16 protein-coding genes and 1 tRNA gene are annotated in these 21,208 nt (G+C 63.8%); 11 read left to right on the forward strand and 6 right to left on the reverse strand.

Going from position 1 to position 21,208, the window contains the following annotated elements; translation table 11 throughout:
• The first annotated feature begins 182 nt into the window (after positions 1–182).
• Entirely contained in the window at positions 183–1,946 is a 1,764-nt protein-coding gene (locus AB1781_08645; protein ID MEW5704635.1) for a monovalent cation:proton antiporter-2 (CPA2) family protein, read from the forward strand.
• Positions 1,947–1,948: 2 nt separating this feature from the next.
• Here the strand turns inward: AB1781_08645 and uvrB are convergent, their stop codons facing one another.
• Positions 1,949–4,102 carry an excinuclease ABC subunit UvrB gene (uvrB, locus tag AB1781_08650; protein MEW5704636.1) on the reverse strand — a complete coding sequence of 718 codons (2,154 nt, stop codon included), beginning with the start codon at positions 4,100–4,102 and terminating at the stop codon, positions 1,949–1,951.
• Between the two features lie 152 nt (positions 4,103–4,254).
• Here uvrB and AB1781_08655 point away from each other — a divergent pair, with 152 nt between their 5' ends.
• The 3 genes from AB1781_08655 to msrP all read left to right on the forward strand — a co-directional run bounded on the left by AB1781_08655 (position 4,255) and on the right by msrP (position 7,346).
• Entirely contained in the window at positions 4,255–5,061 is an 807-nt protein-coding gene (locus AB1781_08655; protein ID MEW5704637.1) for an enoyl-CoA hydratase-related protein, read from the forward strand.
• Positions 5,062–5,090: 29 nt separating this feature from the next.
• On the forward strand, positions 5,091–6,293 hold the full coding sequence (locus tag AB1781_08660) for a pyridoxal phosphate-dependent aminotransferase (protein ID MEW5704638.1): 1,203 nt from the start codon (positions 5,091–5,093) through the stop codon (positions 6,291–6,293).
• 78 nt (positions 6,294–6,371) lie between these two features.
• Positions 6,372–7,346: a protein-methionine-sulfoxide reductase catalytic subunit MsrP gene (gene msrP, locus AB1781_08665; protein MEW5704639.1), complete on the forward strand. Its 975-nt coding sequence runs from the start codon at positions 6,372–6,374 to the stop codon at positions 7,344–7,346.
• 19 nt (positions 7,347–7,365) lie between these two features.
• On the opposite strand, the gene trxB is transcribed toward msrP, so the two are convergent.
• Complete coding sequence (trxB, locus tag AB1781_08670) at positions 7,366–8,337, reverse strand: thioredoxin-disulfide reductase (protein ID MEW5704640.1); 972 nt, start codon at positions 8,335–8,337, stop codon at positions 7,366–7,368.
• Positions 8,338–8,417: 80 nt separating this feature from the next.
• Positions 8,418–9,368, reverse strand: coding sequence for a mitochondrial fission ELM1 family protein (locus AB1781_08675; protein MEW5704641.1), 951 nt, complete (start codon positions 9,366–9,368; stop codon positions 8,418–8,420).
• A 176-nt stretch (positions 9,369–9,544) separates the two neighbouring features.
• Between AB1781_08675 and AB1781_08680 the strand changes: the two genes are divergently transcribed.
• On the forward strand, positions 9,545–10,072 hold the full coding sequence (locus tag AB1781_08680; protein MEW5704642.1) for an Lrp/AsnC family transcriptional regulator: 528 nt from the start codon (positions 9,545–9,547) through the stop codon (positions 10,070–10,072).
• Positions 10,073–10,090: 18 nt separating this feature from the next.
• On the opposite strand, the gene greA is transcribed toward AB1781_08680, so the two are convergent.
• The 3 genes from greA to carA form a co-directional block, all read right to left on the reverse strand.
• Positions 10,091–10,564 carry a transcription elongation factor GreA gene (greA, locus tag AB1781_08685; GenBank protein MEW5704643.1) on the reverse strand — a complete coding sequence of 158 codons (474 nt, stop codon included), beginning with the start codon at positions 10,562–10,564 and terminating at the stop codon, positions 10,091–10,093.
• An 80-nt stretch (positions 10,565–10,644) separates the two neighbouring features.
• Positions 10,645–13,899 (reverse strand): carbamoyl-phosphate synthase large subunit, encoded by a 3,255-nt coding sequence (gene carB, locus AB1781_08690; protein MEW5704644.1) that lies wholly within the window; start codon positions 13,897–13,899, stop codon positions 10,645–10,647.
• The gene (carA, locus tag AB1781_08695; GenBank protein ID MEW5704645.1) at positions 13,892–15,079 is read right to left on the reverse strand and encodes a glutamine-hydrolyzing carbamoyl-phosphate synthase small subunit; all 1,188 of its coding nucleotides are present in this window, start codon (positions 15,077–15,079) and stop codon (positions 13,892–13,894) included. The genes carB and carA overlap by 8 nt, the downstream gene beginning before the upstream one ends.
• 305 nt (positions 15,080–15,384) lie before the next feature.
• Here carA and AB1781_08700 point away from each other — a divergent pair, with 305 nt between their 5' ends.
• The 6 genes from AB1781_08700 (at position 15,385) to AB1781_08725 (ending at position 21,172) form a co-directional block, all read left to right on the forward strand.
• Positions 15,385–15,840, forward strand: coding sequence for a GatB/YqeY domain-containing protein (locus tag AB1781_08700; GenBank protein MEW5704646.1), 456 nt, complete (start codon positions 15,385–15,387; stop codon positions 15,838–15,840).
• A gap of 49 nt (positions 15,841–15,889) precedes the next feature.
• The gene (gene dnaG, locus AB1781_08705; protein ID MEW5704647.1) at positions 15,890–17,671 is read left to right on the forward strand and encodes a DNA primase; all 1,782 of its coding nucleotides are present in this window, start codon (positions 15,890–15,892) and stop codon (positions 17,669–17,671) included.
• Between the two features lie 98 nt (positions 17,672–17,769).
• Positions 17,770–19,779: an RNA polymerase sigma factor RpoD gene (gene rpoD / locus AB1781_08710; GenBank protein MEW5704648.1), complete on the forward strand. Its 2,010-nt coding sequence runs from the start codon at positions 17,770–17,772 to the stop codon at positions 19,777–19,779.
• A gap of 19 nt (positions 19,780–19,798) precedes the next feature.
• A tRNA-Ile gene (locus AB1781_08715) sits at positions 19,799–19,875 on the forward strand.
• Positions 19,876–20,111: 236 nt separating this feature from the next.
• Positions 20,112–20,546: a hypothetical protein gene (locus tag AB1781_08720; GenBank protein MEW5704649.1), complete on the forward strand. Its 435-nt coding sequence runs from the start codon at positions 20,112–20,114 to the stop codon at positions 20,544–20,546.
• 167 nt (positions 20,547–20,713) lie between these two features.
• Positions 20,714–21,172 (forward strand): FixH family protein, encoded by a 459-nt coding sequence (locus tag AB1781_08725; protein ID MEW5704650.1) that lies wholly within the window; start codon positions 20,714–20,716, stop codon positions 21,170–21,172.
• Positions 21,173–21,208 lie beyond the last annotated feature (36 nt).

The following is a 21,208-nucleotide window of genomic DNA, read 5'->3' on the forward strand; positions in this document are numbered from 1 at the left end:
ACCCTCCGGCCCTGGCACGAGTGGCGTGCGAAGCAAAAGGTGCCCCGCGTTCGCGCGATGGTGTCGGTATGCGGGAAGGATCGCTTGGACTTCGCCTTGGCGGTCTTTACATTCGGATAGTCACCTTCGGATCATCCAGGTGGCACGGTTGGAAAAGAAGCCGGAAAAAGGAGGGTCGCCGGGTGCCCGAAGCGAACCATTTGCTAGACGTCCTTTTCCTGCTGATCGCCGCCGTTATCGTTGTTCCGATCGCCCAGCGTCTCCGTCTGAGTCCCATTCTCGGCTATCTGATTGCCGGGGCCGTCATCGGGCCTTACGGTTTTGCCATCCTCGCCAACGTGGAAGGGACCAAGACCCTTGCCATCTTCGGCGTCGTCTTCCTTTTGTTCATGATCGGGCTCGAGCTTTCCGTCGAACGGCTGCGGGTGATGAGCCGGCTTGTCTTCGGGTTCGGTGCCGCCCAGGTTCTCCTCTGCGGGGTCGCCCTGGGCGGGCTTGCCATCTGGTTCGGCCAGACGGGAGGGGCGGCGATCCTTATCGGGGCCGGGCTTGCCCTTTCCTCGACGGCGCTCGTCCTGCAAACCCTGGTCGAACGGGGCGAACTTGCCAGTCGGGTAGGGCGCACCTCGCTCGGCATCCTGCTTTTCCAGGACCTCGCCGTCGGGCCGCTTCTGCTGCTGGCCGGCATGCTTGGCCAGGACGCGGCTTCGATTCCGGAAGCCCTTGGGCTCACCGCGGTACGCGCGGTGACTGCCCTGGCCGCGATCTATGTCTTCGGCCGTTTCTTGCTGCGCCCGATCTACCGGGCGATCGCCTTGGCCGGGAATCCCGAAATCCTTTCGGCGATGACCCTGCTTATCGTGCTCGGCATCGGCTGGGCGACGGAGCGGATTGGCATCTCCATGGGGCTTGGCGCTTTCCTCGCCGGCATGATGTTGGCCGAAACGGAATACCGCCACCAGGTGGCGGCCGATATCCAGCCCCTGCGGGGTATCTTTCTCGGCCTCTTCTTCATGACCGTCGGCATGCTGATCGACCTGCCGCTCATCCTCACGCATGCCGTTACCGTTGGCCTGATCGTCCTCGGCATCCTTGCCGTGAAAACGGTCCTGATCGTCGGTATGTGTCGGGTCTTCGGCTACCCATGGCACCGCGGGCTGCATATCGGCCTCCTGCTTGCCCAAGGCGGTGAATTTGCCTTTATCCTGTTCGGTGCGGGCATGCAGTTCGGCGTCCTGCCGCCGGCGACCGGCCAGCTTTTGTTGGCGGCGGTCGCGCTGACGATGGCGTTGACGCCGTTTCTAGCCATGCTTGGCACCACCCTTTCCAGGGCGATGATGCAGGCGCGGGAACCGGAGGTCGAGGAAATCGCGGAAGAAACGGAGCGCCTGATCGGCCACGTCATCGTCGCGGGCTTCGGCCGGCAGGGACAGACCGTTGCGCGCATCCTGACGGAACGCGGTGTGCCCTACGTCGCGATCGATCGCGACGCCAACAACGTAACGCTTTGGCGGGCCCGCAAGCTTCCGGTCTATTTCGGGGATGCCAGCCGCCCGGATATCCTGCAGGCGGCCGGTGCGACTCGGGCGCTGGCGGCGGTGATCGCGATAGACGACATGGCGGCGACGGAGCGCACCTTCGAGGTGCTGCGGCGCGATTTTCCAGACCTTCGCATCGTCGTCCGCGCCCGCGACCACCACCATGGCCGGGCGCTCGAGTCGGCCGGCGCTGCGGCCGCCGTTTCGGAGGCGCTCGAAACCAGCCTTCAACTGGCCGGTACGGTCCTGCGTGTGGTTGGCGCCTCGGAAGAGGACATCCACGACGCGATGGAGGAGGCCAGGCGCAACAACTACGCCTCCTTCGAACGTGAAATCCGTCCGCCCGGTCACCCGCAGCGGAAGGAAGAAAAAGAGAAAAAAAAGGAAGGCACGGAAAGCCCGGCCTAGGGCTAGGGTTGGCCGCCGCGCTTTGGCCGCCCCCTTGCCGGGCCCTTGCGGGCGGGGGATTTCGCCTTCGCGCCTTGGCCGTTTTGCCCGCCTTGGCCTGCTCGGGTGGCCAGCGCGCGGGCCGGGATTTCGAGGTCGGAACCTTCGAGGCGACGGATCTCGTCGCGAAGGCGTGCCGCCTCCTCGAATTCGAGGTCGGCGGCCGCGGCGTGCATCCGCTTTTCAAGATGGGCGAGGTGGGTCTTTAGGTTGCCGCCCACCAGGCGATCGGCCGCTTCCAGTTCCACGGTCATGTGGTCTCGCTCATAGACGCTTTGCAGGATATTACCGATGGATTTGCGCACGCTTTCCGGCGTGATTCCGTTGGCCGCGTTGTAAGCGTTCTGTCTGGCCCGCCGCCGATCCGTTTCGTCGATGGCCGCCTTCATCGAATCCGTCAGAGTGGCGGCATAGAGGATGACCCGCCCCTCGACGTTGCGGGCGGCCCGGCCGATCGTTTGGATGAGCGAGGTTTTCGAGCGCAGGAATCCTTCCTTGTCGGCGTCGAGGATCGCAACCAGCGCGCATTCCGGGATGTCGAGCCCCTCGCGCAGCAGGTTGATGCCGACCAGCACGTCGAAGGCACCGAGACGCAGATCGCGGATGATCGCGATCCGCTCCAGCGTCTCGATGTCGGAATGCAGGTAGCGCACGCGAATGCCCGCCTCGTGCAAGTACTCCGTCAGATCCTCCGCCATCCGTTTCGTCAGCGTCGTCACCAGGACGCGCTGGCTTTTTTGCGCGCACGCTTTGCATTCAGCGATGAGGTCATCCACTTGCGTCTCGACCGGCCGGACGAAGATTTCCGGGTCCATGAGGCCGGTCGGCCGGATGACCTGCTCGACGAAGGTGCCGCCGGTTTGCTCAAGCTCCCACGGGCCCGGCGTGGCGGAGACGAAAAGGGTGAGGGGGCGCATGCGGTCCCATTCTTCGAATTTCAAGGGCCGGTTGTCGACGCAGGAAGGCAGACGGAAGCCGTGCTCGGCGAGCGTGGATTTGCGCTGGAAATCGCCGCGGAACATGCCGCCCAGTTGCGGCACGGTCACGTGGCTTTCGTCCACGATGAGAAGCGCGTCCTTGGGCAGGTATTCGAACAGCGTCGGCGGCGGCTCGCCGGGCTGGCGGCCGGTCAAGTAGCGGGAATAGTTCTCGATCCCGGCGCAGGCCCCGGTCGTTTCCATCATCTCGAGGTCGAACGTCGTCCGCTCCCCGAGCCGCTGGGCTTCGAGCAGCCTGCCGGCGGCCACGAACGCATCGAGGCGGAGCTTAAGGTCCTTCCGGATCTCCTTGATCGCCTGCTGCAGGGTGGGGCGGGGCGTTACGTGGTGACTGTTCGGGTAGATGCGAAGGGAGGCGAGCCGGCCGGTCTTTTCGCCGGTCAAGGGATCGAATTCCGTAAACCCCTCGATCGCGTCCCCGAACAGCGAGATGCGCCATGCTCGGTCCTGGAGATGGGCGGGAAAGACCTCGATGGAATCGCCCCGCACCCGGAAGGTGCCGCGGTGGAAGTCCGTGTCGTTCCGCCGGTACTGAAGCTCGACGAGACGGCGGAGAAGCGCGTCCCGCTCGATGCGATCGCCTTCGCCCAGATTGATCACCATGCGGGAATAGAATTCGACCGTCCCGATGCCATAGATGCAGGAGACGCTGGCAACGACGATGACGTCCTTGCGCTCCAGGAAGGAGCGCGTCGCCGCATGGCGCATGCGGTCGATCTCTTCATTGATGGAGGCGTCCTTCTCGATATAGGTGTCCGTGCGCGGCACGTAGGCCTCGGGCTGGTAGTAGTCGTAGTAGGAGACGAAATATTCGACCGCGTTGTCTGGAAAGAAGGATTTCATCTCGCTATAGAGCTGAGCGGCGAGCGTCTTGTTCGGAGCGATGATCAGGGCCGATTTCTGCACGCGCTCGATGACGTGGGCCATCGTGAAGGTCTTGCCGGAGCCGGTCACGCCGAGCAGCACCTGGTCCCGCTCGCCCTGACGAACGCCTTCGGTAAGGGCGGCGATGGCTTCCGGCTGATCGCCGCCGGGCCGGAACTCGGAGACGACTCGCAAGGGGTTTAAGGCCTCCCGCGGCCGGCCATCGGGAGAAAGGGCGGGGGCGTCGTCTGGCATGCGTTATTTTAGGCGCGTTGGCGCAGGCTTTGCCAGTCTCCGTCCCGGTTCCGATCAGGGGGGCCGCCTTCAGAGCGGAAGTGGCGCCGGTCGGAGAGGCTCGCTAAACTGGCGCCGCCAATCAATAGCCAGCTTCCGAAACGGGGATCGGCATGACCTATAAATACGTGAAGTTTTCGATCGAAGAGGGGATCGGCCACCTGATCCTGGCCAGCGACGGCACCCGAAACGCACTCGCCGTCGGTGGACTGGTCGAGGAGGTCCTCGACGTCCTCGACCAGGTCGAAACGGGAAAGGACGCCCGCGTCCTGGTGATTTCCGCCGAGGGCAAGGCGTTCTCCGCCGGCGGCAATTTGCGCGAGATTGCCGACCCGGATGGGCCTTACGGCGGCCTGCCGGCCGAGGTGCAGCGGAAATACACGCTCGGCATCCAGCGCCTGCCGAAGGCGCTCTATTACCTAAACGTGCCGACGGTCGCCGCCGTGCAGGGCCCGGCGGTGGGGGCGGGCTGTGATTTTGCCTTGTTCTGCGACATCGCCATCGCCTCGACCGAGGCCGAGTTCACGGAAGCCTTCGTCAATCTGGGCCTCATTCCGGGGGATGGCGGGGCGTGGATTCTGCCGCGCATCGTGGGCTATAGGCGGGCAACCGAACTTCTGCTCACCGGCCGCGCGGTCGGCGGCCGGGAGGCGGCCGAGATCGGGCTGGCGCTCGAATGCGTCGCGCCCGAGAAACTTCTTCCCCGCGCCTTCGAGCTTGCCCGCCACATCGCTTCGCGGCCGACGGTCGCGGTTCGCTTCCTGAAGATTCTTCTGCGGCAGACCCACGACGCCAGCCTGCCGGAGTTTCTCGACACCTCGGCCGCGCTTCAGGCCATTTGCCACAACACGGAAGACCACCGCGAGGCGGTCGCGGCCTTCCTCGAAAAGCGCCGCCCGCAACCTTTCAAGGGCTATTAAGGCGAGAAACCGAAGGAGACAATCGACGCATGAGCATACTGGCGCAACGCTTGAACCGGATCAAACCTTCGCCGACGATCGCGGTGATGACGCGGGCGGCGGAACTGCGCGCCGCGGGCCGCGACGTCATCGGGTTGGGCGCCGGCGAGCCGGATTTCGACACGCCGGACCATATCAAGGCGGCGGCGAAGGCGGCGATCGACCGCGGCGAGACGAAATACACGGCCGTTGCCGGCACGCCCCAACTGCGCCAGGCAATCTGTGCCAAGTTTCAGCGCGACAACGGCCTGCGCTACACGCCCGACCAGATCACCGTCGGTTGCGGCGGCAAGCAGACGATCTACAACGCCATCCTGGCGACGGTGGACCCCGGCGACGAGGTGATCGTTCCCGCACCCTATTGGGTCTCCTACCCGGACATCACGCTGCTGGCGGATGGCACGCCGGTCTATGTGCCGTGTTCGCCGGAGAGCGGTTTCAAGATGCAGGCGGCGGATCTTGACCGGGCGATCACGCCGCGGACGAAGTGGGTCATTTTGAACTCGCCTTCGAATCCGACGGGGGCGGCCTATAGCGCCAAGGAGATGCAAGCGCTCACCGACGTTCTCGTGAAGCACCCGCAGGTCTGGGTGATGGCGGACGACATGTACGAGCGCCTGGTCTACGACGGCTTTGAATTCGTCACCCCCGCCCAGATCGAACCGCGTCTTTACGAACGCACGCTCACCTTAAACGGCGTCTCGAAAGCCTACTGCATGACCGGCTGGCGGATTGGTTACGCGGCAGGGCCGGTCAAACTCATTCAGGCGATGAACACGGTGCAGTCCCAAAGCACGACGCACGCGAGCTCCGTCTCCCAGGCGGCGGCGGTCGCAGCGCTCACCGGGCCCGAAGATTTTCTCGTCGAGAATCTGCGGGTCTTCAAGACCCGCCGCGACCTCGTCGTGGCGCGGCTGAACGACATTCCCGGCCTGGTTTGCGCGAAGCCGGAAGGTGCTTTCTACGTCTACCCAAGCTGCGCCGGCGTCATCGGCAAGAAAACCCCGAAGGGGGAGACGGTCCGCACGGACGGGGACTTCGCGGCCTATCTGCTGGAGCAGGAAGGGGTCGCCATCGTTCACGGCGAGGCGTTCGGTCTGTCGCCTTTCTTCCGGATTTCTTACGCCACGGCGACGAAAATTCTGGAAGAGGCGTGCGCGCGGATTCGCCGGGCCTGCGCGGCCCTGCGGTAGAACCAAGGCCTCTCACGGGGAATCGAGTTGCACCGCGCCCGCCGCGTGGATAGGTTTTTCGCAAGGGAGGCAAGCGAGATGCCGATACCCCACCGCCGCGAATGGGCGCTGCCGGAGAGTCGCGCAACGTCGGAAGAAGTCTTCCGAAAGCGGCGTGAGTTCATGCTGGGAATCGCGGCGGGCTCGATCCTTGCCGCCACCCCCTTTTTCCCTTCGTTTCTGGCGGAGACCCGGGCGGCCGAGGCGGACCCCGCCGCCGGTCTTTACCCCGTTCCCCGCAACCCGCGCTACACCGCGACCCGCGCCGTCACCGGCGAGACCTACGTTACGACGTACAACAATTTCTATGAGTTTGGCTCCCACAAGGAAATCCACGAGGCGGCCCAGGCGCTGCCCATTCGCCCGTGGACGGTCGTCCTCGACGGCCAGGTGGAGAAGCCGATAACGATCGGTTTCGACGATCTCCTGAAGAAAATGCCGCTCGAGGAGCGCGTCTACCGTCACCGCTGCGTCGAGGCGTGGTCGATGGTCGTGCCGTGGAGCGGTTTTGCGATGCGCGCGCTCGTCGATTTCGCGAAGCCGAAGGCCGGCGCCAAGTTCGTGATGATGGAAACCTTCTTCGACCCGAAGGTGGCCCCCGGCCAGAAACAGCATTGGTATCCCTGGCCTTATACGGAAGCGCTTACGATGGAAGAGGCGCGCCACGAACTCGCCTTTCTCGTCACCGGGGCCTACGGCAAACCGATCCTGCCCCAGAACGGGGCGCCGCTTCGCTTGGCGGTGCCGTGGAAATACGGCTTCAAGTCGATCAAATCCATCGTTCGTTTCACCTTCGCCGCCCAGCGCGCGGAGACTTTCTGGGAAACGGTCTGGCCGCGGGCATATGGCTTCTGGGCGAACGTGAACCCGGACGTTCCGCACCCGCAGTGGAGCCAGGCGAGGGAGCGCGTGCTTGGCACCGACGAGGTCGTCGCCACCCGGCTTTACAACGGCTACGAGGAATACGTGGCCGGCCTTTACAAGGGCTTCGAGAAAGAACCGCTTTTCATGTAGGGACGGCTCAGACCGTCGCTCAGGCGACGATGTCTTCGCCGGTTTTTTCCGTTTCCCGTTCGGCCAGGAATTTTTCCGCCTCCAGCGCCGCCATGCAGCCGGTGCCGGCGGCGGTGATGGCCTGGCGGAAGATCTTGTCCTGCACGTCGCCGGCGGCGAAGACGCCGGGCACGCTCGTCCGGGTGCTGCCCGGCACCGTCACGATATAACCGTCCTTGTCGGTTTCGACCTGGCCCTTGAAAAGGGCCGTCGTCGGGGTGTGCCCGATGGCGATGAAAGCACCGTCCACGGCCAGCGCCTGCGTCTTGCCGCTGTGTACGTCCCGAAGACGCACCGCCGTCACGCCGAGCGGGTCGTCCTTTCCAAGGACTTCGTCCACGACGTGATTCCAGATGACTTTTACCTTTGGGTTCCGGAACAGGCGGTCCTGCAGAATCTTTTCGGCGCGCAGCCGGTCGCGGCGGTGCACGAGGTGCACCTCGCGGGCGTGGTTCGTGAGATAGAGCGCTTCCTCGACCGCCGTATTGCCGCCGCCGATGACGGCGACCACCTTGTCGCGGAAGAAGAATCCGTCGCAGGTGGCGCAGGCCGACACGCCGAAGCCCTGGAATTTCTGCTCGCTCGGCAGGCCGAGCCAGCGCGCCTGCGCGCCGGTCGCGATGATCAGCGTCTCGCCGGTATAGCGGTCACCCGAATCGCCGATGCCGACGAAGGGCCGTTTCGAAAGATCGACGCTTTCGATGGTGTCCGAAAGGATCCGTGTGCCGACATGAGCGGCCTGCGCCGCCATCCGTTCCATCAGCCATGGGCCCTGGATGACCTCGGCGAAGCCCGGGTAGTTCTCGACGTCGGTCGTGATCGTGAGCTGGCCGCCGGGCTGTAACCCGGCGACGAGAACCGGCTTCAAATTGGCCCGGGCGGCATAGATCGCCGCCGTATAGCCGGCGGCGCCGGAACCGATGATCAGGGTTTTCGTCGCGAAGCTTTGCATGATCGGTCCGTGCGTTTCGGGAAGGCCTAAACATAGATTTTTGGCCTCCCTCTGACAAGGAAGGCGGCGGCCGGCGCCGATTATTTCCAGCGCGCGCGGACCGCCTCGGCAACCCGGGCGGTGTCCCGCAGCGGCGCGTATGTCCAGCGCTCGACCGTGCCGTTGAAGGGCCGGGTGACGCCGAGCCGGCGGAGGTTTTGATGGAAGGCGGCGAACTTTCGCGACCTGCCCGGCAGGGCGAAGACGTAAACCGGCTTGCCCGTCGTCGCCGCTTCCGAAGCCATCGAGATGGAATCGTTCGTCACCACGATCGCGTCCGCCGCCGCGAGGTAAGCGAAGTATGGATTTTCGCCCGTCCCCCCCCACACCTCGCCGGGCACTTCGCCGAGGCCCGCCCGCAACCGTTCGAGGGCGGCGGCCCCCGTTCGCCGGGAGGGCGTGACCAGCAGGCTGCCGCCCGTTTCGAGGGCGGCTGCGCGCAGCAGCGTCGCCAGTTCCGTCGCGGCACCTTCCGTGAAGGCGAAACGCTTGCTGGCGCCGCCAAGCAGGACGGCGATGCGCGGCCGCGGCAATTCCGCAAGGCGGCCCCCATGGGCCTCCAGGGCTTGTTCGAGCCGAGCCTGCGTGACGCGGTTCGGCGCGCCTTCCGTCACGACGACGTTGTTGCCGGCAAGCCCGTCGTGGCGCGGCACGGCGACGAGATCGAAGCGTTCGGGGCTCACATAGGGGTTGAGCAGGTGGACCGTGAAGGTCCGGCCCTTGCTTCGCGCCCGGATGGCAAGGGCGAAGGGAACGCTTTTCCGCCCGCCGGTGATGAGCAGGTCCGGCCATGGCGCTTCGAGCCGACCCCCGCCCTCGGCCGAGGCGGCCAGCGTGAAGGGCCAAAGGCCCGCCGGCAACCAGCGCCACGGCCGCCGCGGGCGGACCCGCTTCACTTCCGGTTCAAGCCCAAGGGCTTCGGCCAGGCCGAGGCACTGGTTCTCGGTGCCCGCCATGCCTTCCGTGAGTATCCAACAGCTTGGTTTCGTCATCGCTTTGCGTTCGCAGCATACAGCGGCATCGCCGTCGGGAGATAGGCCGAGGCGCAAAAGCCCGGCGGGAAGAGGCGGATCAACGGGGTCAATTGTCGGTTTGCCTTCCCTCGGTCATCGGGTAAGATCGAGTAATATAATTTCAATTTTTTCTGCAAATGGGGAGTCTTCGAACCGTGGCGCGAGTCAAGCTTGACCGCATCGACCGCCAGATACTGAGCGACCTGCAACGCGACGGCCGTATGACGAACGTGGAGCTGGCGCACCGCGCCGGCATCTCGCCGCCGCCTTGCTTGCGCCGGGTGCGGGCGCTGGAGAAGGCGGGGTACATCCGCGGCTACCACGCCGACATTGATCCGGAGGCGCTCGGCTTCGGTGTCACCGTCTTCGCCCAGGTCGGCCTTAACAGCCAGGCGGAGACGGACCTTGAAGCGTTCGAGGCGCGTGCCGCGAAATGGCCGGAGGTAAGCGAGTGCCACATGCTGGCCGGCGAGACGGATTTTCTGCTGAAGATCTACGCCGAAAGCTGGGACGGCTACCAGCGCTTCCTGACGACGCAACTGACCCCGGCGCCGAACGTGAGTCACGTGAAATCGGCGCTGGCCATTCGCAGCTCGAAATGTACGCCGGGTGTTCCGATCATTGTCGTTGGCCAGGAAGAGCAAGCCCCCGCCGCGCCCCCCGCCAAGAAGCGCAGCGCGTGAGGCGGGGCGGACCGGCCTCTAGCGGTATTTCACGGAAAGAATTTCGTAGGACTTCGAGCCGGCCGGCGTCATCACTTCGATGGCATCGCCCTGTTCCTTGCCGATCAGGGCGCGGGCCAGCGGAGAGGAGATGGAAAGCAGCCCCCGCTTGATGTCCGATTCATCGGCGCCGACGATCTGGTACGTCGCCTTTTCGTCGGTGTCCTCGTCAAGCAGTTTCACGGTGGCGCCGAACTTGATGGATTTGCCGGAAAGCTTGCTGACATCGATAACTTCGGCGCGGCTGGTGATTTCCTCGATTTCGGCGATGCGGCCTTCGATAAAGGACTGCCGTTCACGCGCGGCGTGGTATTCGGCGTTCTCGGACAGATCGCCATGGGCGCGCGCTTCGGCAATCTGCTGAATCACCGCGGGTCTTTCGGCGGTCTTCAGGTGCCTTAGTTCTTCTTGGAGGTGCTGGAGCCCCCCCGCCGTCATCGGAATTTTTTCCATGGCCAAAAATAGCTCCACCCTTTTGGCAGTGTGCGCCATCGGGCAAGGGGGCCGACAGGTTCCCGGTCTTTCCGGAAGGTTTAATACGACTCGCTAAAGTAAAACTGGAGCGGCAGGACTTCAAGGGTCCCGCTGCGGAGTGCGGCGATGGCCTCGACGGCGGCCAGGGCGCCGGCGACGGTCGTGTAATAAGGGATTTTATGAAGGAGCGCCGTCCGCCGGAGGTTGAGGCTGTCGGCGATGGCCTGGGCGCCTTCGGTCGTGTTGAAGAGAAGAGCCACCTCGCCGTTCTTCATCGCATCCACGATATGGGGGCGGCCCTGCGCCGCCTTGTTGATCGACGTGACGGGCAGGCCTACCGCCTTCAGGTAGTCGGCCGTCCCGTGGGTGGCAAGCAGGCGGAAGCCCATCTCGGCTAGGCGCCGGCCGGGGCCAACCATCGCCGCCTTGTCGGCGTCCTTGACCGAGATGAAGACGACGCCCTCGAGCGGCAGGCTGACGCCGCTGCCCAACTGCGACTTCGCAAAGGCCCGGCCGAAGTCGCGGTCGAGGCCCATCACCTCGCCGGTCGACTTCATTTCCGGCCCCAGCAGGGTGTCGACGCCGGGGAAGCGGGCGAAGGGGAAAACGGCTTCCTTCACCGCGATATGGCGCGTGGCTTCCGGTTTGAGGGCGAAGTCGGCCAGCCGTTCGCCGGCCATGACCCGGGCGGCGATCTTGGCGATCGGCACGCCGGTCGCCTTGGCGACGAAGGGCACCGTGCGGCTTGCCCGCGGGTTCACTTCGAGGATGTAGATTTCGCCGTCCTTGATGGCCATCTGGATGTTCATCAGGCCGCAAACGTTGAGGGCGCGGGCCAGCACTTCCGTCTGGGCGCGAATTTCCGCGATCCGCGTGTCGGAAAGGGAATGGGGCGGCAGGCAGCAGGCGGAATCGCCGGAATGGATCCCGGCCTCCTCGATGTGTTCCATAATGCCGGCGACATAGACGGCGCTCGCGTCCGCCACCGCATCGATGTCCACCTCGATCGCCGATTGCAGGTAGCGGTCGACCAGCACCGGGTTCTTGCCGGAAACTTTCACTGCCTCGGTCATGTAGCGAAGGAGGCCCGCCTTCTCGTGAACGATTTGCATGGCGCGTCCGCCGAGCACGTAGGAAGGCCGGACGACGATGGGATAGCCGATTTCGTCCGCTACCTTCACGGCCTCCTCGACGGAGTACGCGGTCCCGTTCTCCGGTTGGCGCAAGCCCAGTTTCTTGAGCAGTTTCTGGAAGCGCCTGCGGTCTTCGGCCAGGTCGATCGCGTCCGGCGAGGTGCCGAGGATGGGCAGGTCGGCCGCCTCGAGGGCGGCGGCGAGCTTCAGCGGGGTCTGCCCGCCAAACTGGACAATGACGCCGAGCAGTTTGCCGTTCGCCCGTTCGGTCCGCGCGATCTCGATAACGTCTTCGGCGGTCAGCGGCTCGAAGTAGAGCCGATCGGAGGTGTCATAGTCCGTCGAGACGGTTTCGGGGTTGCAGTTCACCATGATCGTCTCGAAGCCGGCCTCGGCCAGCGCGTAGGCCGCGTGCACGCAGCAATAGTCGAATTCGATTCCCTGGCCGATGCGGTTCGGCCCGCCGCCCAGGATCAGGATCTTGTTGCGCGCGCTTGGCTCCGCCTCGCATTGGGGCGGCTCTTTCGGGGCCCATTTCGGCTCGTAGGTCGAATACATGTAAGGGGTGATCGCTGGGAACTCGGCGGCGCAGGTGTCCACCCGCTTATAGACGGGGTGGACATGGTGTTTTTCCCGAAGCTTAGCGACGTCTTCTTCGGCCGTGCCGGTAAGCTCGGCCAGGCGCGCGTCCGAGAAGCCAAGACCCTTCAACTCGACGAGGCCGGCCGCCATTTTCGGCAGCCCCTGTTCCCGAATTTCCGTTTCGACGGCGACCAGATGCCAGATCTGCTCGAGGAACCAGGGGTCGTATTTCGTGATCGCTTGCACGTCGGCGATGGTAAGGCCGTGGCGGAAAGCCTCGGCGATGAGGAGAAGGCGTTCCGGTGTCGCCTTGCCTAGCGCCGCCTTGATTTGGGTTTTCGCTTCCGGTCCCTCGAAGCTGGGCGAAGGCGAGTTGAGCCCGGTCAGCCCGGTCTCCATCGAGCGCAACGCTTTTTGCAGGGATTCCGCGAACGTGCGGCCGATCGCCATCGCCTCGCCGACCGATTTCATCGAGGTCGTCAGCGTCGGCTCGGCGTCGGGAAACTTTTCGAAGGTAAAGCGCGGTATCTTCGTCACGATGTAGTCAAGCGTCGGCTCGAAGGCGGCGGGCGTTGCCTTCGTGATGTCGTTCATGAGTTCGTCCAGCCGATAGCCGACGGCGAGCTTCGCCGCGACCTTGGCGATCGGAAAGCCGGTCGCCTTCGAGGCGAGCGCGGAGGAGCGCGAGACCCGCGGGTTCATCTCGATGACGAGAAGCCGCCCCGTCTCCCTATCGATGGCGAACTGCACGTTCGAGCCGCCCGTATCCACGCCGATCTCGCGAAGCACGGCGATCGCTGCGTCCCGCATGACCTGGTATTCCTTGTCCGTCAGGGTAAGGGCGGGCGCGACCGTGATGCTGTCGCCGGTGTGGACCCCCATCGGGTCCACGTTTTCGATCGAACAGACGATGATGCAGTTGTCCGCGCAATCGCGAACGACTTCCATCTCGTATTCCTTCCATCCGATGACGGATTCTTCGATCAGAACCTCGTTCGTCGGCGAGGCGTCGAGCCCGCCCGCGACGATGGCTTCGAACTCGTCCCGGTTATAGGCGATGCCGCTGCCGGTGCCGCCCAGCGTGAAAGAAGGCCGGATGATCGCCGGCAGGCCGACGTGTTCCAGTCCCTCCCAGGCTTCCGCCATGGTGTGGGCGAGCACGCTCTGCGGGCAGTCGAGGCCGATCCGCTTCATCGCCTCACGAAAGCGCTCGCGATCTTCCGCCTTGTCGATCGCCTCGCGGGAGGCCCCGATCATCTCGACGCCGAACTTCGCAAGCACGCCGTCGCGGGCCAGCGTTAAGGCCATGTTGAGGCCGGTCTGTCCGCCCATCGTCGGCAGCAGGGCGTCGGGCCGCTCCTTCTCGATGATCTTGGTAAGGATGGCGGGTGTGATCGGCTCGATATAGGTGGCGTCGGCCAGCCCCGGGTCGGTCATGATCGTCGCCGGGTTCGAATTCACCAGAATCGTGCGGTAGCCTTCTTCCCGAAGCGCCTTGCAGGCCTGGGCGCCGGAATAGTCGAACTCGCAGGCCTGGCCGATGACGATGGGTCCGGCGCCGATGATGAGAATGGATTGAATGTCGGTCCGCTTAGGCATGGGCTTTGATCCGATCCAGGAAGCGGGCGAACAAATAGTGGCTGTCGTGCGGGCCGGGCGAGGCCTCCGGGTGGTACTGGACGGAAAAGACGGGCTTTTCCACCACTTTCAGGCCTTCGAGCGAGCGGTCGAAAAGCGAGACGTGCGTCATGGCGACCCCTTTGGGCAGGCTCGCCTCGCGGACGACGAAGCCGTGGTTCTGGCTGGTGATCTCGACGCGGCCGGTTTCCAGGTCCTTGACCGGGTGGTTGGCGCCGCGATGGCCGAGGAACATCTTCTCCGTGCTGGCGCCGAGGGCCAAGGCCAGCAGCTGGTGTCCCAGGCAGATGCCGAATATCGGTATCCCTGAGGCAATTAGATCCTTGAGCACCGGCACGGCGTATTTCCCCGTCGCCATCGGATCACCGGGTCCGTTCGAAAGAAAAACGCCGTCGGGTTTGCGCGCCAGAATTTCCGGCGCTTTGGCGGTTGCCGGCAGCACGGTAACGCGCACGCCGGCGTCGGCCAAGGAACGCAGGATGTTCCACTTGGTGCCGTAGTCGATGGCGATGACGTGATGGGTCGGCGCTTGAAGCCGGCCATAGCCTTGGCCAAGCCGCCAGCAGGTTTCGTCCCAGTCGAAGGCCGCCTCGCACGTCACCTCCTTTGCCAGATCCATTCCTTCGAGGCCGGCCCAGCCGAACGCCAGCGCGTGCAGCGCGTCGAGATCGAAACGGCCGTCGGCGGGATGGGAAATCGCCCCCTTCGGGGCACCCCCGTCCCGGATGCGGCGGGTTAGGCGCCGCGTGTCCACGCCTGCGATCCCGATCAGGCCTTGCGCTTTCGTCCAGTCGTCGAGATGGGCCTCGCTTCGGAAGTTCGCCGGCGCCGAGATGCCGGCGCGCAACACGAACCCCCGGGCGGCCGGCCGGGCGTATTCCAGGTCTTCCCGGTTGGTGCCGACGTTGCCGATATGGGGAAAGGTGAAGGTGATGATTTGGCCGGCGTAGGAAGGATCGGTCAGGATTTCCTGATAACCGGTCATCGCGGTATTGAAACAGACTTCGCCGACCGCCTGGCCGTGGGCACCCACCCCTTTGCCCCACACCACGTGGCCGTCCTCGAGCACCAATACCGCCGAGGCGCCGGGAGGGGGGCTCCCATCCGGCCTGAAGGCGCGCGTCGGCTGGGCGGGGGGCATGCTAGCTATGGCTTCCTTTCGCGTCCTTCTGGCAGCAACAGCCGCTTCCAGCCGTTCGGGCAAGTGCCTATCCGCCCATCCGCTTATCGCGCGGTCCGTGGTGGCCGCCGCTGGGAACGGATGGGTTTTTTAGGGGACCCGGCGTTACATAAGCAAAAGCCGTGCCGCCGTCAAGTGGGCACCGTTCTGAAAACGAAAACAAAATCAATCGGTTACTAAACAATCGGTGGTTGCCAAAGGGCGGCGATTCCTGTACGTTCAGAGGTTTCCACCATTCCTGACATGACCTTTTCCGGCCTAACCGTATGCTGCGCACTGAACTGAACGAGGCGCTCAAATCCGCCCTCAAGTCGCAGGACAAAATCGCAGTCTCGACGCTTCGCCTGATTCTGGCGGCGCTTAAGGATCGCGACATTGCCGTGCGGCCGGAACGTGGCAACGCCGGCCTCGACGACAGCGAAATCCTGCAGATGCTGCAAAAGATGATCAAGCAGCGCGACGAATCGATCGCTCTTTACGAACAGGGCGGACGGCAGGAGCTCGCCGACCGCGAGCGCGCCGAGATCACGATCATCTCGCGCTTTCTTCCCAAGCAGATGGAAGGGGACGCGCTGCGCCAGGCGATCGTGGCGGTCGTCGAGGAAGAGCAGGCCGCGCATCTGAAGGACATGGGGCGGGTGATGGCAGCGCTTCGCGAACGCTACGCGGGCCAGATGGATTTCGCGAAGGCGAGCGGCGTCGTAAAAGAGATGCTTGGCTAAGAGCCTTCCCGGCGGGGAAAGCTTCAAAAGGGTTGCACCGGGCCGGCTGATGAGTTTTTCGCCTCAATTCCTGGATGAGATTCGCGCTCGAGTGCCATTGGCCGAGATCGTCGGCCGCCACGTGCGGCTGCAGCGGCGCGGCCGCGAATATTCGGGCCTTTGCCCTTTCCACAAGGAAAAGACGCCTTCCTTCACCGTGAACGAGGAGAAGGGCTTTTACCACTGCTTCGGCTGTGGGGCGCATGGCGATGCGATTGCCTTCGAGATGCAGATCGGCGGCCTTGCCTTCCCCGAAGCCGTCGAGCGGCTGGCCGGCCTCGCCGGCTTGCCGATGCCGAAGCCGGACCCGGCGGGGGCGGCCCGCACCAGGGAGGCCGACCGGATGCTTGGCCTGCTGGAGGCGGCGACGCGCTGGTTCGAGGGCGAATTGCACGGGCCCCGCGGTCGGGGGGCTCTCGCCTATTTGCAGGAACGCGGCCTCGATGAAGCTTCGATCCGCGCCTTTCGTCTGGGTTTTGCGCCGGAGGCGACGGGCCTTTTGAAAGAAGTCCTTGCCAAGGCGGGCTATTCCGAAAAGGAGATGGTGGAGGCCGGCCTCCTCGTCGCTACCGATCCGCCGAAACTTCCCTATGACCGCTTCCGCCGGCGCATTCTTTTCCCGATCACCGATCGCCGCGGCCGCGTCATCGCCTTTGGCGGGCGGATCTTCGGCCCGGCCGGGGAGAGGATCGCAAAATACATCAATTCGCCGGAGACTCGCCTCTTCAGTAAGGGAAACGTGCTCTATGGACTGGCGGCAGCAAGGGAGACCGTGCAGAAGCGCCGCGAAGCCCTGGTCGCGGAAGGCTATATGGACGTGCTCGCCCTGCACCGGGCCGGTTTCCGCAACGCGGTCGCGCCCTTGGGCACGGCGCTGACCGAGGCCCAGATCCAGGAGCTCTGGCGGCTTACGCCCGAGCCCGTGCTTTGCTTCGACGGCGATACGGCGGGCCAGCGCGCGGCGATTCGCGCCGCGGAGCGGGCGCTGCCTCTTCTCGGTGCCGGCCGTTCCTTGCGGTTCGCGACACTGCCGCCGGGCGAGGACCCGGACAGCCTCTTGTTGGGCGAAGGTGCCCCGGCGATGCAGCGCGTGCTTGACCAGGCCCGGCCTCTGGCCGATGTGCTGTGGGAGGCGATTCTCCAGAGCCAGCCCCCCGACACGCCCGAGCGACGCGCCGCGCTGGAAAGCCGCCTCGAGACGGCCGTCCGCCGGATCGCCGACCGCCGGGTCCAGGTCTATTACCGGGATGACTTCCGGTCCCGCCTTTGGAACCGAGGGCCGCGGCGGTCGGCAAAAGCGCCGGTTACGGCGGCTGCCGCCGCCCCGCCGTCCGAGCCGTTGAAAAAATGCCAGCAGATTCTAGTGGTGGTTGTCCTCAACCATCCCGATCTCTATAACGAGGTGGCCGAACGCTTCGGGAATCTGGCCTTTCCGCTCAAGGATCTCGACCGTTTGCGGCAGGCCATCGTCGAGGCCTTCAGCGAGCAGCCAGATCTTGACTCGGAGGCCCTGAAGCGCCATCTCGAAACGCGCGGCTTTTCGGAGGATTTGGCGCGGCTTTTGCGGCCGGATTTCTATACGAGCGTCGGCGCTTTTGCGCGACCGGAGGCGTCCAGCGAGCAGGCTCTGGAGGGCTGGCAAGAAGTTCATCAGCGCTTTCAGCGGCAAGCCGAGGAAGCCGAGTTGCGCGAAGCGGAACGGGCCATGACGGATAATTTGACGGAAGAGGCGTGGCAGCGGTTCAAGGTGCACAAGCGGCACGGCGGTGCGGCCTCGACCGCGTCGGACTAAACGGGTTTCAGGCATCGGGTCCTTTTTCGCTCCGCTTCGGCGGGTCGTGCGGGAAAAGGCGGATGCGAAGAATAGAATACAGAGGAGCAAAGAGACGCATGGCTTCAAAGTCAGCATCCTTGCCGGTCGCCGGCAAAGAAACCGAAATGGTGAAAGATTCCCCGCTCATCGATACGGTGAACGCGGCCGTAAAAAAGCTGCTTAGCCGCGGCAAGGAGCGCGGCTACGTCACCTACGACGAGTTGAACGCGGCCTTGCCGGCGGGCGAGGCGTCCTCCGAACAGATTGAAGATATCATGGCGATGATGTCGGAAATGGGCATCAACTTCGTCGAGAACGAGGACGGCGAAAACGCCGACGAGTCGGCGGACGATTCGAGCGAAGAGGAAAAAGAGGAAAAAGAAGAAAAGGGCGAAGACGGCGCCATCGCCGGTAATTACGACAACACCGAGCTCGGCCGGACGGACGACCCGGTTCGCATGTATTTGCGCGAGATGGGCAGCGTCGAATTGCTTTCCCGCGAAGGCGAAATCGCGATCGCCAAGCGGATCGAATCGGGCCGGAACAAGATGATCGGCGGCATCTGCGAAAGCCCGACCACGATCCGCTCGATCGTGGATTGGCGCAAGGGCCTGATGGAAGGCACCATCTTGCTTCGCGACATCATTGATCTCGACGCGACCTACGGCGGCACGGCCGCGGCGGCCGAGGGCGCCGCCGTCGAGGAAAACGACGAAGACGAGGAAGCCGCCGCGGAATCCCAGCCCGAAACCTATAAGGGGGCGGCCGACGGGAAGCCGCACGAGCGGGAGGAGACCGACGCCGACGGCGAGGAAAACCCGGTTTCCCTGGCCGTGATGGAAGAGGAATTGCTGCCGAAAATTCTCGACATTTTCGACGACATTTCCTCGACCTATAAGAAATTCCATCGCCTTCAGGAGAAGCGATTCGCCGCCTTCCAGAAGGCGGAGAAGACGACGTCCGCCCAGGAAAAACGCTACGAAAAACTCAAAACCGACCTTGTCGAGCTGATGGAGGGCGTTCACCTCAACAACGCCCGAATCGAGGATTTGGTTGACTATCTGAAGGTGCTGAACCGCCGCCTCGTCATGCTGGAGGGCCGGCTTTTGCGGCTTGCCATGCACTGCAAGGTGAAGCGCGAAGACTTTCTCGAACGCTATCTCGGTCTTGAGCTTGACCCCAACTGGTTGCGCCGGGCGGCGCGGCTGAAGGCGAAGGGCTGGAAGGAGTTCGCGAAGCGGCACGGGCCCGAGGTCAAGGACATTCGCACCGAGATCACCGAGATTTCGAAGGAGGCGGGGCTTCCCATCAGCGAATTCAAGCGCATCGTGCATACCGTCCAGACCGGCGAGCAGGAGGCGAACCAGGCGAAGAAGGAAATGATCGAGGCGAATTTGCGTCTCGTCATCTCGATCGCCAAGAAGTACACGAATCGCGGCCTGCAATTCCTCGACCTTATCCAGGAAGGCAACATCGGCCTGATGAAGGCGGTGGACAAGTTCGAGTACCGCCGCGGCTACAAGTTTTCGACTTATGCGACGTGGTGGATTCGCCAGGCGATCACCCGCTCGATCGCCGACCAGGCGCGCACGATCCGCATCCCCGTTCACATGATTGAGACGATCAACAAACTCGTTCGCACCTCGCGTCAGATACTGCACGAGATCGGCCGCGAGCCGACGCCCGAGGAGCTGGCGGAAAAACTCAGCATGCCGCTTGAGAAGGTGCGGAAGGTGTTGAAGATCGCGAAGGAGCCGATCAGCCTCGAAACCCCGATCGGTGACGAGGAGGACAGCCACTTGGGCGATTTCATCGAGGACAAGAACGCCGTCCAGCCGTTGGACGCTGCGATCCAGGGGAACCTGCGCGAGACGACGACGCGGGTGCTGGCCTCGCTGACGCCGCGCGAGGAGCGTGTGCTGCGCATGCGCTTCGGCATCGGCATGAACACCGACCACACGCTCGAAGAAGTCGGTCAGCAATTCACAGTGACCCGCGAGCGCATCCGTCAGATCGAGGCGAAGGCGCTCCGCAAGCTCAAGCACCCCTCGCGCTCGCGTAAGCTGCGCAGCTTCCTCGATACGTGATAGGGGTCTATCCGTGACCGGGCCCGTAGTTCAGCTGGTTAGAACCGGCCGCTCATAACGGTCATGTCGCAGGTTCGAGTCCTGCCGGGCCCACCATTTTACTCCCGCCGTAGACGCGTCCGGAACGTTCCGACGACGAGGGGGGCGGAGTTCAGAGATATGGGGCGGAGTTCAGAGATATAAAGACCCTGCAGAAATTCGCCACCACCCATGCCTCGTTCCACAATCACTTCAACCAAGCCCGCTACCTAAACCGCCGCAATATCTTCAAACAGAACAGCGCTACCGCGCTCGCCGAGTGGCGTCAATCACGAGCAGTGTGAGCCAAAGTGATGGCGGAGGATGGCTTGAATGCTTTTGCTTGTAATGGTAGCGTTCATGCCATGTTTGCCGTGGCACTCAAACACCTGTTTCTTGCTTTGGCCGTGCTCGCCTTCTTCGGCAGTGCGACGACGCAGGCGATGTTGTTTTCACATGCGATGGGCATGTCGTCGACCGCAGATGGTATGATGGTGGCAGGCGACTGCGACCAGATGGACATGATGGGATCCAAGAGCGCTATCAACAAGTCGATGCCGTGCAAGTCCATGAGCTTGGATTGCCTGCAACTGATAGCATGCTCCGGGTCCACAGTGAATCTTGCGGCAAACTCCTATGCGGTCTCCGAGCCTGTCGCATACGGCGCTGTGAACTATTGGCCCCCCTCTGTGATGGGAATGGGCTTTTCCGTCCCGCCTGACCCTTTCCCTCCCAAGACCCTTACCTAAAAGCCCGGCCGCGCGCCACGTGCGCGTGTGCCCATTCCGCTTCACGGATAACCGACACGCGTACGCGTTGTCTTCTCCGCGAGGGGATCACCAATGCTTGGGTTGTCGCCGCTCTCGAATGGAACGCCATAGAAAGGCTCCGTTGTGCGGCTCAGAGGGAAAATGTCGTGTCACTCAATCGTACAGCCCCGCTTGCGCGGGGAGCTATCGTCACGCTCTTGCTTGTCATTGCGGGCTCTCTTGCCCTTGGAGGCTGCAAGCCGTCGTCCGCGCCCAAATCCAGTTCCGAAGGCGCGAGCTACCAGTTCGAGCTTGTGGGCGCGCCGCAAAAAACCGCACCAGGAATACGCGTTGTGTCGGTGCGATTGGTGCACCTGCCCGACAAGAAGCCCGTGCCAGATGCCGTTATCTTCGAAACCAGGGCAGACATGGGCCCCGATGGCATGGTCGCGATGACCGCACCTGTCAGGGCGTTGCCTGAACCCGAGCCGGGCATTTACCCGTTCGAGATCGAATTCGGACCGGTGTGGAACCGACCGGGCGACTGGGCGCTCTTACTCGCCGCAAAAGTTCAAGGCGAGACGGAGACCGTCCGTGGCAGCGTGACCGTTAATCTCGAGCCGTGACATGTCTGGTCAATCGAACAAAACTTCCGCCGCGCA

This window comes from Pseudomonadota bacterium, from assembly GCA_040752895.1.
In the GTDB taxonomy this organism is placed as follows: Bacteria; Pseudomonadota; Alphaproteobacteria.